The organism is uncultured Methanobrevibacter sp., from assembly GCF_900314615.1.
Taxonomy (GTDB): domain Archaea; phylum Methanobacteriota; class Methanobacteria; order Methanobacteriales; family Methanobacteriaceae; genus Methanocatella.
This window is the reverse complement of record NZ_OMWA01000031.1, coordinates 1-18756: the sequence shown is the minus strand read 5'-3', so window position 1 is coordinate 18756 and position 18756 is coordinate 1. Positions and strand designations below refer to the sequence as shown.

Sequence of the window (18756 nt, the reverse complement as noted above, 5' to 3'; positions counted from 1 at the left end):
AACATGGATGCTATGGAAGCGGTTGCTGTAATTATATTAATTGTTGCAATTGTAATCTTGGTTTATTATTATTTAGTAAATAGTCCTGGAACTATGAATAAACTACGTAGTTATGTGCCAACCAGTGCTGATGCTCATATGAATCAGATTTTAGGCGGATCCAGTGGTACAGGTTATGACTTAACCAAAGATGAACCACCAGCTCCTAAAGAAAATAAGGATTCCATGGGAAACAGAATCAAAATCAAATTAAGCGATATTGACTTAAACACTGATTCATTTTCTAAAAAGATAGATGCCTTTTTGGATGAGAAAAGTGATGAATTGATTCAAAACTGGGGTTTAGCTACTACACAGGATTTGGAAAAACTTCAATCAAAATTTACAGAAACTACTGCTAATGTAGATAGTTTAGATAAAAGTTTTGAAGAATTTAAAAAATCTTCTGAAGAATTCCAGAAATCTACTGAAGAAAAATTAAATGATTTGGATAAAAGAATTGAATCATTAGAAAATAAATAATTTATTTTCTTTGATTTTTTCTTCATTTATCGAAAGGTTTATATATTATCAAAGCAATAATTAAATATAGTTATAATACTACTTTTATCTTATAGCAGGGTGGGGTAGTCTGGTGATCCCGCGGGGCTCATAACCCCGAGATCCCTAGTTCAAATCTAGGCCCTGCTACTTTTAATTAATATTTTTATGGCAAGTTAAAGACAGCTGCTGGTTTTTTAAACTAAGGAAACTCCGCCCATCACACAGAACTACGGCGTTGAAAAACGTATACTGAGAAGTATGACTCTGGAGCAGAAACGACACGGCTTTTAATGGTAGACGATGATATTTAATTGAGGACATTAAAAGAAGCGGTGAAACGGCCATTCCGTAGGATGCAAGAGCAAAGGTGCCGATGACAACCTGTATGAGGCAAGGTAGCACGCTAAGATGAATGCTGTTAAACAGAAGGTGGGTTACTCTTAACATGCCATAATATTAATTATTTTGCATTTAATTTCTTTTTTTTAAAACTAGATTACAATTAGGCATTGCCCATTAAATTCGCCTATAAATCAAATTCACAACTAATGTAATCATCACGGTTATACTTAAATACTCTAAAATTGAAGTAATCAGATTTCCTCTAACCAGGCTGAAACCGTAATTTCCAATCAGATGGTTGTAAAAGTCAACATCAATGAATGAATATATTCCAAGCACGATTAAAATAATGTAGATTAAGTAAAGTACGCTTCTATTGCTTATTTTTTCTTCAATCTTATTGAACATTCCACTTAGATTTACTCCCAAATGAATGCCTAAAAGTATCAAAGAGAGATAAGCAAGAATCTTGTGAAGGTAAACTGCAGTCAGGCTTCCAATATTTAAAAATGTCAGTATTTTCTGGCTGGACAGCAAACCGAATATGATTGTTGAAAAAAAGACAATCATAAAAGCCACATTGATGATTAAAAGAGCACTACGTTTAAGGTTATATTTTCCTTTAGGTATTGCTCTGATGTATTTTCTGTTTAAAATCAAATGAATGATAACCAGTACGAACAGGCATATTCCAACAATTTCATGATTTTCCGGTGGAAGATGCACTTTGGAAAACTCCACTAACATCAGTATAAACATCAATATGTCTACGATTATCTTTTTCATCAAATCACTAGTATCCTAATCCTTTTAACCAGTCTATTGTCTGCTGTTTACCGTCATCACTTCTGGCAGTTTTGCCGTCAAGCGCAAGGCCTTTGGTATTTACTTTTGCATTCGGAAGCTTTGACTGTATTGACTGGTATGTTCCGGCATCCCCTGATCCTTCATGAGTGTTGAACGGGATTACGTTTTTACCGTTGAAGTCATATTCTTCCATGAATGTATACATTATCATAGGGAGGTCTCCCCACCAAATAGGATAACCTATGAATACTGTGTCGTAGCTATCGAAATTATTGATCTTTCCCTGAATCTTTGGTCTTGCATTGTCATCTTTTTCTTTTTGTGCAACTTCGGTGCATTCATCATATTTTTCAGGGTACTTATCTATAGGAACTATCTCAAAAGAGTCAGCTTTTAAGTATTCCTTGATGTAGGATGCTACCATTGCAGTATTTCCAACATCAACATTACCTACATTGTAGTTTTCACCGGTTCTTGAAAAATAGACTACGAGCACTTTGCTGTCAGTATTGTTTTTGTTTAAAATGTCATTAGCTGCAGTCTCAGCATCACTTATAGCGCTTACCTCTGCAACTGCCATTCCTAACACGATTAGTGTCATTGTCAATAAAATAAGTATTCGTTTCATATAGGTATTTATATTTTAGATATTTAAATATTGTTGTATTGCTCAACATTAAAACTTTCTGAAATTTTTCATTGACTCAAGATAATCATCAAGCAGGCTGAACAGATCTTCTTTTTTTGATATCTTGAATATTTTTGGCTTGATTTCATAGCTTCCTGGAAGATTTTTCAGATAATATGCTGCATGTGACCTCATCTCTTTAATGGCAATTTCTTCACTTTTAAGCTCTGTAAGCAGTTCGGCATGTTTTTTTGCCATTGCGATTTTTTCCTCTGCTGTAATCTTTTCAGGTTCGATACCGCTGTCAAGATAATCAATGCACTGTTTTACAAGCCATGGGTTGCCTCTGATTGCCCTTCCAATCATTATTGCATCGCATCCTGTTTCATCCAGCATTCTTTTGGCATCATAACAGGTCCATATGTCTCCGTTTCCGATAACCGGTATGGATACGTTATCCTTAACTTCCTTAATTATTGACCAGTCTGCCTTTACATCATATTTGTCTTCTTTAGTCCGTGGATGAACTGTAATTGCTGAAGCTCCTGCGTCTTCAATGATTTTTGCCATCTCAACTGCATTGATGCTGTTATGATCCCATCCGCTTCTTATTTTAACAGTAACAGGTATGGAAACGTTTTCGACAACGGTTTCAACAATTTTTCTGGCCTTTTCGGGATTTTTTAAAAGTGCACTTCCGGCTCCGCTTTTTATTGCAACCTTTTTGACAGGACATCCCATATTGATATCGATGATGTCAGGTTTCATGGTTTTGCAAATGTGGCTTGAAGCTATTTCAAATGATTTTGGGTCAGGTCCGAATATCTGCTGGGAAATTGGCCGTTCCTCTTCAGTCATGTAAAGCATTTCCTGAGTTCGATAATCATTATACATTATTGCCTTTGTCGAAACCATTTCGGTTTCTATAAGTCCGCAGCCCATGGATTTAACTATTCTTCTAAATGCTGAATCACATATTCCTGCCATCGGCGCTAAAACTACCTGATTATCGATTTTTACATTGCCAATTTTCCATTTCATAATATCAACAGAATTTCACTATATAATTATATATTGTGTTAAATAATTTATATTACCTATTAGGGTAATTGAAAAATAAATTTTTAAAAAAAGAAATGATTGGGAATATTTAGCCAAATATTCCGCTTAAAAAATCATTTGCTGAATCACTGCCGGTTGTATTGTTTAAAATATCAGATACCTGTGATTCGTAGTTGTTTTTATCTCCTTGCGCATTTTGAATTTGCAGAATAGCATTTGCAAGGTTTTCAATGTCACTGTTTGTAATGTTAATGTTATTTACAACAGTGTAATTATTGATTATGTTTACGATAGTTTGGTGATCTGTAACGTTTTCTTCTTTAACGGTTTCTTTAACATCATCAACCAATTTTGATACTTTTTCAGAGCTGACGTTTGAATTTTGAACAACTTCTGCCTGAGTGTAAATTTCATTGTTAGCTGCTTCTTTTACTGTTTCAGGAATTTCTACATTTGTAGCTACTTCATATGAATTCATAATTCCTGCAAGCGCAGATTCACCAGTCGCTGTTACAGGACTTGTTACGTAAACATGTCCACTTGTAATTCCGGATGATTTTAATGCAGATAAGTACATATCTCCAGTGATTGTAGTGATTTTTGATTTATCAACACTAACTTGGAGTTTTGCATTATCGTTCAAATCAACAAGAGCAGAGGAAAATATTTGATTTGATCCGTAAGTTTTTCCAGTTATTGTGCTTGCAATTTTATTTACTTCACTTGCTGTTATAACTTTTGAATTTGCATTTTTCAAATCAGCATTTGCCTGATTTTGGAAAAATGTATCAACAGTATTTTTATAATTTGCATTTCCATATGTAGTTTCACCATAAGTGATTACTACAGAGTCCGCTTGGCCTGAAAATCCTATAGGGATAATCATTCCAACTAATATTATAGATAAAATAACAATACCTATTGTACTCTTACGCATATTATCACCTCTTCATAATAGCAAATCTTATTTGGTGTTTTTAGTATTTAAATGTATATTATTTGTGTGCGTATTTTTTTAAATTTTTATAAATATTGCTGAAATTCAATAATATTTATATGTTTTCAAATCAAATTTAAACTTATAGTAAATTTATGTTGCTATGTTTTATCAATTAGTTGAAAAGGAGGTGAAAATACGCTAAAGTTAAATAATCGAATAGTATTTGCATTAATGATTTCTATATTGCTTCTATTTTCTGTAAGTTGTGTTTTTGCAGGAGATAATGAAACTGTATCTGAGATGGTTGGCTCTCCAATTGAATTGGATGAAATAACGTCGCAAGAGGATACAGATCAGCTTCAAGTTTCAGATGATTCCATTTTGTCTGCAAACAATAATGTAATTAATATTGTTGATGTAAGGGATTCGTATAATGAAAATTCCAAAACATGGGATGAGGACGGATTTGCTCTTAAAGGTGCTACTGTAAAGGTATTTGACTCCAATCATAAGTTGATTTCAACTCACAAGACAGATTCAAAAGGTAATGTTGCAATTAAAAACCTTGGTTCTGCTAAATATTATGTGGAAGTCAGTTATTCTACTTATGAGACTCAAAAGCTGGATGTCATCGATTTTACAAAAAAGAGCGGTACTGTAACCATTAGAGATATAATGTTTACTCCGGATATCCTGTTGCTAGTTGACTATAATTCCCACAATGAGAAGGTTGACGTTTTAATGAACATGTCAAGAAGGGTAGCTTATATCAGTACTACTGATTTCGACAAGTCCAGAGCGTGGCTGGTTGAATATGCTCAGTTCATGCACATAGACATGTTTTCAGAATCTGCATACAGTGTTCTTACAGGACAATATTTAAAAGAGCTCTTGGCAAAATCACCTGCAAATGCAAGATATAATGTTGCTTATACATTCAGTGTATTCTCAAAACAGATCTTGAATAATACAGGTTTGCATGTTGTTGGAGCTTCCGCTGCAAATAACACTTACGATACTATTGAAAATACATATATAGGTTCTTATTTCCAAGCTAGAGATATTGCAGAATCAGATATTCTTCAGAGCAATATGAAAAATTATCTGGATTATGTTCGTTACTTAATCAATCCATCAAAATATGCAAATCCTACACTTGACGAAGATAACGCTCCGTTGATGTCTCCGGAATGCGGTTTCTATCATCCGGATTTGGGAATGTATACTTTAGTCCCTGATGGAAAATTAATCAATAAGTGGATTCATGAAAATCCGGGTTACACCCATAGTTCTGACGGTAGTTTAAATTGGATGACTGAAAATTATGTTGTTTGGTTAACTGAAACTTTGGATCCTACATCATTATTTAAAAGGTTTGAAGCTGATTATATTGCTAAATTCAATCCTACAAAATCATTCATAGCTATTGCCTCATATTATGGTGGAGAAGAAGTATCCGATGCATTAATCAGAGGTTATGAAGCCAACGGCAGACCTGCTTTCAATGTATTTAAAACAGGAACTCAGCCTCCGATGTCTTCAATATTGAACAGAATCAACAATATCTCAAAAGTGGGAATTTCTGCTGTAAATTCACTGTGCAGCTGGTCACTTGACTATGCTAACGGTACTGCAGAGCCTGATTTGACTGATATTGATCTACATGTATTGAAAGGTATTGTGGAAATATCCGAATACAGTTATAAATCTGAATTGGGTGCACAGGTTGAATGGACTTATATGGTTACATATCCTAGTTTTGAAGGGGTATTCGGTCAGGTGGCATTGTCTTGGGTTGACAGTTTCGGTAACTCTCATGTGATTCAGGACGGTGTTGACAAGATGGTGCAGTTAAACTGTAAATGGGCTGATTTACATGATTTGAATAATTCCGACAAGAAAGTTGCAATCATGCTTTATAATTATCCGCCTGGTAAAGCAGAAATTGGTGCTTCATACTTAGATGTATTTACTAGTGCTTATGATTTACTTCTTCAATTATATGCTCAAGGTTATGACATTGGAGGTTCAGTCGAGTATTCTAACTACTATAACAATACTTATCAATTCCTTATTAATTCCGAGAATAATTACCAAATCAATGGGTCATTCACTCATCTGGTTTCATTATACAATTTGACTAGAATTATTTTCGACATGAACAATAAGGGATCATGGGCTTCAGGTTTGCTTGAAAAATATGTTGAAGAAAATTGGGATGACTTGATGGCACATCATCAATTGATATCTCTTAAGGACTTTGAATATTTAACTTCAGACATTAGGGATTCATTATATAACAACCTTACCGGCTATTGGGGAGACGGTTTAGGTCCTGCAATGGTATATAAAAATAAATATATAGTCATTCCTGGTGTCTGGTTCGGTAATGTATTTATCACTTTCCAGCCTAGTAGGGGATGGGAAGAAGTCCAGGATTATCACAGTTTAGTTATTCCTCCGCACCAGCAATATGTTGCATTCTATAAGTGGATGCAAAAAACCGCTAAGATGAATGCTATTGTCAGTATGGGTACCCACGGTACATTGGAATGGTTGCCTGGTGTAAATCTGGGCGCATTTCCGGGAGATTGGACTTTTGAGTTAACATTAATTCCTACAGTCTATCCTTATATTGTATCCAACCCTGGTGAAGCAATGGTTGCTCGTGACAGAAGTTCTGCATTAATGATTACTCACATGACTCCTGCAATGGTTTCATCTGAGTTATACGGTAATTATACTACTTTAAAAAATTACATTAATTACTATAAAGAACAGATGGCGCTTAACGTTACTTCAAATGCGGATGAATATATGAAAAAGATTGTAAAATTGGCTCCTGAATTAGGTTTCAGAAACTTCTCATCCAAAAACGAAACATTCCAAAACTATATAGATGATTTGCATCACTATCTTGATGACATGGAAGATGACTTCAACACTTACGGTCTTCATACTTTGGGTAAAGTCCTGACAGGTTATGAAATGGCTGAAGAGGTAGTTACAATTGTAACTTCCCAGACAAAAATTTATGACCAGCTGGTAGAGTTCTTATATCCTAAACTGAAAGGACTAAGCTTTTACAAGGACATGCTGAAGAATTTCAAGTATACTAAGGAAGTTGATGCTATAAAGGCATTCATGATGAATTATTCTTCTTCATTGGTCAACGGAAGTTCTGCCAAAGACCTGAATAAGAAATTCGGAATTAAGGAAGGTACTGCATTATACAATTCAACACTCTACTGTGAAGATATCATAGCAAATATCCAAAATAACAACGAATGGAATGCAATCATGCTTGCATTATCCGGACGTTATGTAAAATCAGGTTTATTCGCTGATCCATCATACGGTGATTCAATACCTACAGGATTTGACGGTTATGCATCTGACCCTACAAGAATGCCATCTCATGCGGCATTTGAATCCGCTGTTAAAATCGTTGACATGCTATTAGCTAATTACTATGAACAACATGGTAAATGGCCAGAGTTAACATCATTAATCTTATGGGGTACAGAGATATCCAGGACAGAAGGTATAGGTGTAGCTGAATTCCTATACTTGTTAGGTTGTAAACCAGTTTGGGCGGACAATGGAAAAGTGCTTGATGTAGAACAGATTCCATTAAGTGATTTAAACATAACTTTAAATGATGGTTCTGTTGTTAATAGGCCTAGAATAGATGTATTTGCAAGTATGGTTACAAACAACAAGGATTGGATTACATGGATGCTTAGAGCTGTTAATATGGCTGTAAATGCTACCGGTGAGGATGAAACCAACAACTATGTTAAAAAACATTATGCTGAAAATCCTACTTTGGATAGGTTATTTGGTCTTCCAGGTAATGTATTAGAAGGAACCGGTATGTCAAATCTATTGCCTAATACTGCAGACTGGAATATTTCATCTGTAAATGACTATGCAATGGATATATATTTAAACAAAGTATCCTATTCCTGGACATTGGACGAAAAAGGAAACATTGTTGTTAAAAAAGAAAAAGAAAACTATAAGTATTTGCTTGAAAAAGTTGATGTGATTACTCAAAACTTCGACAGTTCATGGAGATTATTCGATTCCGATGATTACTATGACTGGTTCGGTGGTTTATACAATGCTGCTAATATGTTGAAAAAACAGTCAGGTAAAAATAAACCTGATACAGCATTCTTTGATATCAGGAACAAAAACAATTACATTTCAAGGACCTATGAACAGGAAATTGATTTCGAAATTCGTAGCAAACTGTTAAATCCTAAATATTATGGAATATTATCCAAAACCGCCGGAGGTATGAATGCTCTTGCATCAAACATGCAGAACATGTACGGTTCTCTGGTTCTAAGCGGTGAAAAACTCAACAAGGAACTGGGTGACCAATTGGCTCAACGTAATCTTGAAGCACTTGCCGGTGCTAATGATGCTACTTTAGCTCCTGCAGCACAGTCCATGGCCGGTTGGCAAATATATATGGCTGAACAAGGACTCTGGGACGGAGATGCATCAACAGTTCAGAAACTGGTCGACGCATATATGCAAAGTGTAATTGAATATGGTGTAGCATGTTGTCACCACACATGTAAGAACCTTGCATGGAATGCAAAAATCATTCAGTTAAGTTCCCTAACCCCTGCACAAAAACAAAAATTCGCAGAAATCCTCGCTCAGGCAACAAACACTGACCCATTATATCAAATGGATGAAGATTTCAACAAACAGGGTAGTGAAGGTAACAAAAACGGAAATACTGGTGATGGTGATGACGGCCAGCAAAAAGCAAATCAGCTGTCAAACAGCACTTCCCAGCAATCAGAATCTGACGGATCAAATGCGGGCGGTCGAACTGCAGTCGGTGAAGACCCATCCACAACAGGAGATGCAAAATCCAATGCGGATTCACAGAATTCTCAGGATGCTTCATCCGGAGGAGACGGCGCTGGTGGTGCAAAGTCATATGAACTTTCTGAAAAATCAGCATCCAAATCTGCAAGTTCAACTGAATCAAGCATGCCGGTATTTGTAATTATTGCAGTAATAATATTAATTGCAATATTCCTGGTTGGATATGTAAGAAACAACAAAGACAACGAATATGATGATTATTAATTTAATCATCAACTTTTTTTATTTTTTAGTTATTTTTAAATATTATATTTTATCATAACTAATAATATAATAGAAAATTTTTAAAGTTTCATTTAATAAAAATTTTTTATAATTTATTAAATTTAAAATGATGAGGTATAATAATGGTTAAAAAAATTAACATTTTAGTTTTATTACTGTTAGTTTTATTATATGTCGGTGCGGTCAGCGCTTCTGAGGATGTAAATCTGACTGATAATAATGCTAATTCAGATATTTTGGAAATATCTGAAAATTCAATTGAAGGAGCTGATGAAAATCTTTATTCAGCTTCAAACAACGAAATTTTAGAAGCTAATTCTCACACAATTACACAAAGTACCTATCTGAAATATTTTGACAACAAGGGAAATCTTGTTGAATCCACTGTTAATGAAGGAGATACAATTTATTTGGACGGTACTTTATCCGATTTAAAATTTACATTAACTAAACCTGTAAATATTGTCGGAACTTCTTCTAATAATATGAAAAACTCTATGATTACTATATTGAGCGGAGCATCCGGAAGTACAATATCCAATTTGAATATTGTAAATACAAAAGGTGACACCTCCGGCGTTATATTAAATTCTGCTAGCTACTGTACAATTAAAGACTGTATTATAAAAAATACAGGTAAGTCTTCATATCCGATTTCAATAATCAACGGTGCAAATTATAATAATGTTACCGGAAACGATTTAAAATCATATGGGGTTACATACGGCCACGGTACCAGATCCACACCTGGATTAATTGTCAGCGGTTCACATTATAATTATATAGCTGACAATCATGTTGAAGTGGATGACGCTAACGGTATATATTTATCAAGTTATTCCGGTGGAATTAACAGGGGAGGAATTTCTAATTTTAATGTAATTTATAACAACACTGTCAGATGCAATGTTTTGGCTACATCCTGGAGTTATAATATTCAGATAATGGGAAACAACAATACCATTAAATCCAATACTGTTATTAGGGGTTACAGAGGTATTTCCACATCAGGTTATGGAAATATCATTGACAGCAATACTATTGTAAATATTACTGGTGCTGACTATAATCACGTTGGTGTTGAAACCGGAGGTGAATACGGTATTGTTGGTGCTTATTATTCCACAATTGTAAACAATAAAATTATTGGTGCTAAAATAATTTCAACAGGTGCAGGAATCTCTGCAATTGATAATTCCGTTGTAGAAAACAATTGGATCAACGTTACAAAAGTTGGTAGGGGAATCAATGCAGGCGGTTCCAATGTGGAAATTAGAAACAATACAGTTTACACAGTCTCAGGTTCAGGTATTTATGAAAAAGATGAAGGATCAGGTCTTTTAGTTGAAAACAATAATATTACTTCCGAATCCGGTGTCGGTATCTTAATTGAAAAATTAAGTTCCAAAAGAATGCCTTCAAATGTTACTGTTATAGGAAACACTATCATAACAGGAAATAAAGTTGCTATTGATGCCAGTGGAGTAAGGGAATCTACTTCAAATATTGACATTTTATCCAATGAAGTTTTCGGAAAGGCAATTAACACTCCTGCCGGAGTAATTGATACTTCAAAACCGACATACATTTTTAAAGGCACCACAATTAAAATCACTCCTGATAATTTCGCAGAATACATTAACGATAATGGTGGTTTAACCTCCTCTGTTAATGATGGGGACATACTGGAATTCGACGGAACATTTAACGACAAAGTTATTTATGTAACTAAAAGCGTTAAAATAACTGGTAAAAATCCAATATTCCATAATTCCACATTTAAAGTAACATCCGGAGGAGTACTGATAGAAAATTTAACAATCATCAACAGAGATGCAAACAGGGTTAATGCATGGGGAATTTTCACAAATCAGGCTTCCGGTGTCAGAATCGTTAACAATAAGATTACTGTCAGTGACCCTAAAGCTGCTTATGCAGTTTATGTTTTGGAATCAACAGATGTGGAAGTAATTAACAATGAGTTAACTTCTGAAGGAGACTTTTTAACATTTACTTTACTTTCATATGCTTCTGAGGACTGTACTTTTGCAAACAACACTATTAAAACAATCGGAACCGGTGAAATTTATTCATTTTCACCTGAAAAATGCATAGATGGTAATGAAATAACTATTGACGGAAAACAGTACTGTATTGACGGCAATGAACTTTTAATTGATGGTAAATCTTATTGCATTGACGGCAATGAATTGGTTATCGACGGCAGATCATATTGCATTGACGGTAATGAGCTTGTAATTGATGGTCATTCATATTGCATTGACGGTGAAGAACTTGTTTTAGACGGTAAAACTTATTGCATTGACGGCAATGAACTTACAATTGACGGTAAAGTTTACTGCATTGACGGTAATGAGCTGACTATTGACGGCAAGACTTATTGTATTGACGGTAACGAGCTTTGCATTGACGGTGCTGAATACAGCATGGGTGAAGCACATGTCATTTCAGAAATTTATCAGACTTATGGAATTTTATTATTATACTCATCAAACAACGTAATTTCTGGAAATGACGTAAATGTCACTTCAAAATTATCTTCAGTGCATGCAACAACCGGTGAAGACAACTCTACAAATTCACTAGTCGGTATTGACTTATACTTCAACAGTCACAATAATGTATTTTCAAATAATAACATCTACATTAAGGCAAATGACAATTATATTTATGGTATGGGTGTTTTAGGATATAACACCGGCCACACTGCTCCTGAAGGCCAAGGTGCTTCCAACAATACATTCAAAGGAAATGAAATTACTCTTGACGGTCCATATTTCACAACCGGATTGATTGTCGGCAGTTCATCTGAAGACACTATCTTGAAAGACAATACTGTCAACTTAAAATCACCGGTAAGCTATGGAATTACTTTGGAAATGTCTCAAAAGTCAACACTCGAAAACAATACCTTAAACTTAAATTCTGAAGCAATCTATGGTATCGATTTAATTTCATCCAGCGATAATATCATTAATGAAAATGTTATTGCAGGTGAAGGAAGGCAAGTTTACGGCATTTTAATTTCCAACGGTAAAAATAATGAAATTAATAATAATGTCGTTAAAGCTAAAGGAAATGGTGAAAGTTTAAGCTTCAAAAACTTGGATTCACTTGGAGTCGGCAATGCCGGTATTTATCTAAAGGATAATTCCACAGATAACAAGATTTGTTCCAATAATGTCACCTCCGCTACAGGTTATTCAATTTTAGTTGATGATGCGGCTGCTTCAAATGTCATTTCAGATAACTATCTTGAATGTGAAAAAGGTACTGGAAATAAGGCAGTAAGTAACAGTGATAATAATAATGTTTCAGATAACTATGTGCACGATGCTAAAGTGCTGTCTGTAAGTGTTCCTGATGTTGTTTACAGGGGTGCTGGTGAGTTTACATTAACATTGGATAAAATCATGGATGGAGCTGTTGTAAAATTCTATGATGCTGATGGAAACTTATTTGCTCAGTCAACTGTTTCAGATGGAATTGCCACTGCTACATATCAGTTTGATGAAACCTATACTCCTGCACAGTATTCAACATTTAAAGCCATAATTTCAAAGGATAACTACAAAACCATGACTTCAGTATTGGAATTTTCTATAATCAAGGGAAATATCGTTATCTCTGTTGGTGATGTCTCAATAGAACAGGGAGGATCTGGAAACTTTATTGCAACAGTCCTGGATGAATTTGGAAATCCAATCTCTAACGCTAAAGTTGTATTTAACAGAATTAATTCAGCGGGCAGATCTTACGTATTAGGAAATGCGATAACAGATAAAAATGGTGTTGCAAAATTTATGTATGATGTCGATGTGTCTTTGGATATTGGCGATTATGATATAATCTCTAATGTTGCCTCTGTAGATTACTACAATGATGCTAACACATCTTCAATATTGAATGTAGTTGAAAAAATTTCAATCACAGGCAACAAGGCTTATACTGTATATTACGGCAATAAAGTAACCTATAAAGTTAGGATTTTGAATGCAGATAAAAAAGCCATTGCAGGAAAAGCAGTAACATTTAAGATTAACGGTAAAACCAAAACTGTTAACACTGATAAAAATGGTTATGCATCATATACTGTAAAATTGGCTGCAGGTTCATACACAATTACTGCTACATGCGGTCTTCATAAGGTATCCAATAAGATTACATTCAAACCTACTGTAATCGCTAAAAGCCTTTCTAAAAAGAAAGCAAAAACCATTAAATACACTGTTAAAGTTGTAAACAGTAAAGGTAAAATCTTAAAGAATAAGAAAGTTACCTTCAAGGTTAAAAATAAAAAATACACTGCAAAAACCAATAACAAAGGTATTGCTACTTTAACACTTAAAAATTTAAAAGTAGGCAAATATGCGATATCATCTTCTTATGGTGGATGTACAGTAAAAACCACATTAACAATTAAAAAATAAAGGTTTTAACCTTTATTTTACTTTTTTTTCAATCTTATTTTAATTAAATTTAAATAATTTTAAAATAATATATTACACAATAGTCATTATTTTATCAATTTTATTAGACTATTTTATAATTTATATATAATATGAGGTGTAATTATTAAGTCAAAAACTTTATTTATTTCATTAATCATGTTATGCTTCGTAATGTTATCTGTTGGAGCAACTTTTGCTGCAGATAATGCTACTGATGTTGTAGCTATTGATGATGAAGTAACTATCGATGAACCGCTTGCGGTTGAACAAGATGTTCAAGATGTAAGCGCAAATGAAAGTTCCGCAGCTGTAGTTACTCCGGAAACTATTGGTCAGTATATAGATGATTCTGGTCAGTTGTATAAAAATGTAACTGCAGATGAAATTGTATTTAACGGTACTTTTGATAATTTGAATTTAACTGTTGAACGTGCTATCACATTAACCGGCGGATTTTTCAACGATCCAAACTTTGAAATTTATTCCAGTGATGTTATATTGAGAAATTTATCAATTATTCAAAATAAAGGTGTAAATTCTATTTTCGTTGCTGGAAGTGAAGAAAATCATACTTCTGATGTTTTAATTGACAATGTAAATATTGTATTTACAGATGACCAAAGCGGTGCAGGTGCAATTCCTATTGAAGTAATGTATTCTGATGATTTCAAGTTTATAAATTCATTTATTGCATATGGTGGTAGAACCAACGGTTATTATAATAATAATGCTGTTCGCATAACCAGTTCTAAAAATGCAACAATTTTTAACAATCAAATATTTGCAAACCTTGTTTCCGCTGCTGTTGGATGGGCTGAAGAGCCTGCAGGTTCTGGTAATTGGGTAAGTGCTCCTATGAGTGAAGCAATTGTTATTAAAAATTCTGATGGTGCTATTTTAGACGGAAATTTAATAAATGTTACCTATGGAAATGTTACTGGTGATTGGGATACAATTTATACTGTAGATGTATCTGAGTCCGATGATGTTTTAATAACCAATAATGAAATAATATCTGATGGTTTCTCTTATATTTATGGTATAATCATATCTGGTGATGATTTCACAATCAGCGGCAATAACATTACTTCTACCGGCGTATTATATGCTAACGGAATCGATATTGAAGGTCCTGCAACTGGTGTAGTTGAAAACAATAATATTGATGTTAGTGCTGTAAACAGTGCTTATGCTATTTATTCTGGTATGAATGGTAAAACTGTTAGTGCTAACTATACTGATAACAATATCACAGGTAAATCTTACAATATCTTTGGTTTCTCTTTAGGTGATGTTGAATCCAATGTTAAAGATAACTTTGTTAATCTTGAAGGTAATTATACTACAGGTCTTGCTGCTAGAACTGATGTTTTAAATGTAGATGGCAACAGATTTGTTTTAATTTCTTCTGAACAAGGTAACGAATCTGTCCAAGAAGGATTTGGTGTTGAAGCTAGAGGTATTCTTGTAATTGCAGGCAATGCTACTATTGCTAACAACACTATTGCAACTCCTGGAAAAGGTGTTGTTTTAACCGGTAATGAAACTAGTGCTACTTTAGAAGGTAACTTCATTAACGTTGTTGGTAATGCTGATAAAGATGCTTATGCTCTTTACGCTGATGAATTAGCAAGTTTAATTGTTAACAATAACACTGTTGACTATCAGGGTACTACTGCTGGTATTGGAATTAATAATGCTGTTTATATTTACAACACTACTGATGCTAGATTTACTGGTAACACTTTCACTTTAGATTTGGTTTCCAGTTATGTTCCTTGGTTTGAAATTCCTACAGGTTCCGGTAATTGGACATCTTTCCCTGTATCTGAAGGTATTGTATTTGATTCCAGTGAAGCTGTTCAATTTAGGGAAAATAATGTGACTGTTACTTACGGTGATGTTATAGGTAATCACGATACTATTTATGCTGTTGACTTTAAGAATTCTGATTATGCTTTAATTGAAAACAATAAAATCAATGCTAAAGGTCATACTTACATTTATGGTATTATTTTATCAGGTAATAACTTCAATATAAACTCTAATACTATTACTACTGAATCTGATAATTATTATACTAATGGTATTGATATTGAAGGTCCTGCTACCGGTGTTGTATATGATAACACTATTGATGTTACTGGTGTAGAGTCTGCTTATGCTATTTATTCAGGTATGAATGGTCAGAATGTATCTGCTTTATATCAAAACAACACAATTACTGGTAAAGGTTACAATGTATTCGGTATGTCTTTAGGTGATGTTGAATCCAATGTTAAAGATAACTCCATTATATTGGATGGTAATTACACCACTGGTATCGCTTACAGAGGTTCTGGCATAAATGCAACAGGTAACTACATTGTTTTAAGTTCAACAGAACAAGGTAATTTAACTGTTTGGGAGAATTTCGGTGTTGAAGCTGTCGGTATTAAAGTTATTAATGGTACTGCTGTAATTGAAAACAACACTATTGCAACTCCTGGAAAAGGTATTCACATAGAAGGCGCTGAGACTGATGCTCACATATTCGATAACTTCATAAATGTTGTTGGTAATGACGATCAAAATGCTTACGCTATCTTTGCTATTGATGCTGCATCCTTATTCCTTAATTTAAATAATATTGATTATCAGGGTGCTACTAAAGGTACTGGTGTTAACAATGCTGTTTATGTAAACAATGTTACTGGTACTTCTATTATAGCAAATAACTTTACTTTGGATTTAGTTTCCAGTTATGTTCCTTGGTTTGAAATTCCTTCAGGTTCCGGCAATTGGGTATCTTTCCCTATCAGTGAAGGTATTGTTATTGAAGGCACTGACAATCCGGTATTCTCACTCAATAAGGTAAATGTAACCTATGGTGATGTTGTAGGTAGTTACGATACTATTTATGTTGTTGACGTTAAAGGTGATAATGCAATTGTTTCTGATAATGAAATCAATGCTAAAGGTCACACCTACATTTATGGTCTCATAATTTCTGGAGAAAACTTCACAGTTGAAGCAAACAACATTACAGCCGAATCTGATAATTATTATGCTAACGGTATTGATATTGAAGGTCCTGCTACTGGTGTTGTTAAAGACAACGGTATTATCGCAAAAGGAGCACAACTTGCTTATCCTGTCTATTCAGGTATGAACGGTCAGAATGTTTCTGTAAACTACACCGGAAACGACATTGTCGGTGAAGCATATCTCGTAATCGGTATGTCTTTAGGTGATGTTGAAAGTAATATTGTTGATTCAGGCATTACTGTAAACGGTAACTACACTACTGGTATTGCTTACAGAGGATCCAAATTAACTGTTGACAATACTCAAATTTTATCTAATGCTTCCAATGTTGGTACTGAAAGTGTATGGGAAGCATTCGGTACTGATACTGCAGGTATTAAAGTTGTTCAAGGTAATTCAACAATCACTAACAACAATATTCAAACCACTGCAGATTATGCAATTGATGTCAGAGACACTGCTGCATCCGTACATGATAACTACCTTGTAGGTAAAAAATTCGCAGGCGATGACAGTGTAACCAATGCTGCTAACTCTGAAGTTTACAATAACACTCCTGTAATTGAAAATAAGGCTGCAACTATGATTTCTATTGATGAAGTATACGGTAACTGCAATATTACCGGTACTTTGACTGATGTTAATGGAAATCCAATTGCAAAAGATACTATTAATTACTCTGTAGATGGTGTAAACTACACAACCCAAACTGACAGTAATGGTGTTTTCAAAATCACTAATTTGACCAATGCTGAAATTAAAATATCATTTGATGGAGACAGTTTCTTAAAACCTTCAAACGCAACAGTCATATTAAAAGATATTGCTCCTGCAAGAACCAATACTACTATAATGAGCAGTGACTTCACACAATATGCTTGTGATTACTATGAAGGAGAACGTGGTGGAAACTTCACATTCCAGCTCTTAGATGAAAATGGTAATCCTCTTGTAAATAAAACAATCTATATTGGTTACAATGGTGTTACATTAAACAGAACCACTGATGCAAACGGTTATGCAAGTGTTCAAATTAACTTGAAAAACGCAGGTTTATACACATTTGTACTGGTATTCTTAGGTGATAAGGACTACAACGCTTCTATGGCTGTACACAAAGTTACTATCAACAAGAAAACTACCTCAATTTCTGCAAGCGCAAAAACATTTAAAGCTACTGCGAAAACCAAAAAATACACTGTAACTTTAAAAACCATCAAAGGATCATCCATCGATGGAAAAACATACCTTGCTAAAGGTAAAAAAGTCACCCTTAAACTTAATGGAAAAACCTACACAGCAAAAACAAACGCTAAAGGTCAGGCAACATTCAGCCTTAAAATAACCAAAAAAGGCAAATTCACTGCTTCCATTAAATATGCTGGTGACAACACTTACAAAGCTGCAAGCAAATCAGTTAAAATAACAATTAAATAGAGATTTTCATCTCTATCTTTTTTTCTTTTTTTATTAAATTCTAAAAAACTACTCTGTACATGTAGATGAAATTATTCAAACATTAATTTTTTTAGAATAAGTGTAATTTATCTTGAAATAATGTTTGATTAAATTGATTAATTTTTGTTAAGTTATAATTTAATTAATCGTTATTGTAATTATATGGATAGTTTTTTGAGTGGTGTTTTTGAAAAAAATGAGTCTGTAAAATTTTATAGCCTTATTTAATTTTTATGTGATTGTGTCCAGTTTTGCATTTGGAAGTCTAAAAATGTTAGAATTCCATTTTTGGTCTTGTATAATTTCTTTATTTTTTCTGGGTTGGTTTGTCTGTAGTA

The 18756-nt window shown here is 33.9% G+C and carries 8 protein-coding genes, 1 tRNA gene and 1 other RNA gene; 6 read left to right on the top strand and 4 right to left on the bottom strand.

All coding sequences use genetic code 11. The annotated features are described in order from the left end of the window. Positions 1–3 precede the first annotated feature (3 nt). From QZN33_RS10545 to rnpB, 3 genes are all read left to right on the top strand, one after another. Positions 4–522, top strand: coding sequence for a hypothetical protein (locus QZN33_RS10545; RefSeq protein ID WP_296792184.1), 519 nt, complete (start codon positions 4–6; stop codon positions 520–522). A gap of 93 nt (positions 523–615) precedes the next feature. Next, a tRNA-Met gene (locus QZN33_RS10540) sits at positions 616–690 on the top strand. A gap of 21 nt (positions 691–711) precedes the next feature. Beyond that, an RNA gene (gene rnpB / locus QZN33_RS10535) (RNase P RNA component) lies at positions 712–992 on the top strand. A 67-nt stretch (positions 993–1059) separates the two neighbouring features. On the opposite strand, the gene QZN33_RS10530 is transcribed toward rnpB, so the two are convergent. From QZN33_RS10530 to QZN33_RS10515, 4 genes are all read right to left on the bottom strand, one after another. Then, on the bottom strand, positions 1060–1671 hold the full coding sequence (locus QZN33_RS10530) for a hypothetical protein (RefSeq protein ID WP_296792182.1): 612 nt from the start codon (positions 1669–1671) through the stop codon (positions 1060–1062). A gap of 7 nt (positions 1672–1678) precedes the next feature. Continuing rightward, positions 1679–2320, bottom strand: coding sequence for a flavodoxin (locus tag QZN33_RS10525; protein WP_296792174.1), 642 nt, complete (start codon positions 2318–2320; stop codon positions 1679–1681). Between the two features lie 48 nt (positions 2321–2368). Continuing rightward, positions 2369–3361: a tRNA dihydrouridine synthase DusB gene (gene dusB, locus QZN33_RS10520; protein WP_296792171.1), complete on the bottom strand. Its 993-nt coding sequence runs from the start codon at positions 3359–3361 to the stop codon at positions 2369–2371. Between the two features lie 109 nt (positions 3362–3470). Continuing rightward, entirely contained in the window at positions 3471–4319 is an 849-nt protein-coding gene (locus tag QZN33_RS10515; RefSeq protein WP_296792168.1) for a DUF1002 domain-containing protein, read from the bottom strand. A gap of 234 nt (positions 4320–4553) precedes the next feature. Here QZN33_RS10515 and QZN33_RS10510 point away from each other — a divergent pair, with 234 nt between their 5' ends. The 3 genes from QZN33_RS10510 to QZN33_RS10500 all read left to right on the top strand — a co-directional run bounded on the left by QZN33_RS10510 (position 4554) and on the right by QZN33_RS10500 (position 18397). Then, the gene (locus tag QZN33_RS10510; RefSeq protein ID WP_296792165.1) at positions 4554–9440 is read left to right on the top strand and encodes a cobaltochelatase subunit CobN; all 4887 of its coding nucleotides are present in this window, start codon (positions 4554–4556) and stop codon (positions 9438–9440) included. 143 nt (positions 9441–9583) lie between these two features. After that, on the top strand, positions 9584–13912 hold the full coding sequence (locus QZN33_RS10505; RefSeq protein WP_296792162.1) for an Ig-like domain-containing protein: 4329 nt from the start codon (positions 9584–9586) through the stop codon (positions 13910–13912). Between the two features lie 192 nt (positions 13913–14104). Next, positions 14105–18397, top strand: a complete 4293-nt coding sequence (locus tag QZN33_RS10500) for a carboxypeptidase-like regulatory domain-containing protein (protein ID WP_296792159.1) — start codon at positions 14105–14107, stop codon at positions 18395–18397. The last annotated feature ends 359 nt before the right edge of the window (positions 18398–18756 follow it).

Excerpts from the sequence above, each read along its gene's own strand:
- QZN33_RS10545 (WP_296792184.1), top strand. The coding sequence starts at position 4 with ATGGATGCTATGGAAGCGGTTGCTGTAATTATATTAATTGTTGCAATT.
- QZN33_RS10530 (WP_296792182.1), bottom strand. The coding sequence starts at position 1,671 with ATGAAAAAGATAATCGTAGACATATTGATGTTTATACTGATGTTAGTG.
- QZN33_RS10525 (WP_296792174.1), bottom strand. The coding sequence starts at position 2,320 with ATGAAACGAATACTTATTTTATTGACAATGACACTAATCGTGTTAGGA.
- dusB (WP_296792171.1), bottom strand. The coding sequence starts at position 3,361 with ATGAAATGGAAAATTGGCAATGTAAAAATCGATAATCAGGTAGTTTTA.
- QZN33_RS10515 (WP_296792168.1), bottom strand. The coding sequence starts at position 4,319 with ATGCGTAAGAGTACAATAGGTATTGTTATTTTATCTATAATATTAGTT.
- QZN33_RS10510 (WP_296792165.1), top strand. The coding sequence starts at position 4,554 with ATGATTTCTATATTGCTTCTATTTTCTGTAAGTTGTGTTTTTGCAGGA.
- QZN33_RS10505 (WP_296792162.1), top strand. The coding sequence starts at position 9,584 with ATGGTTAAAAAAATTAACATTTTAGTTTTATTACTGTTAGTTTTATTA.
- QZN33_RS10500 (WP_296792159.1), top strand. The coding sequence starts at position 14,105 with ATGTTATCTGTTGGAGCAACTTTTGCTGCAGATAATGCTACTGATGTT.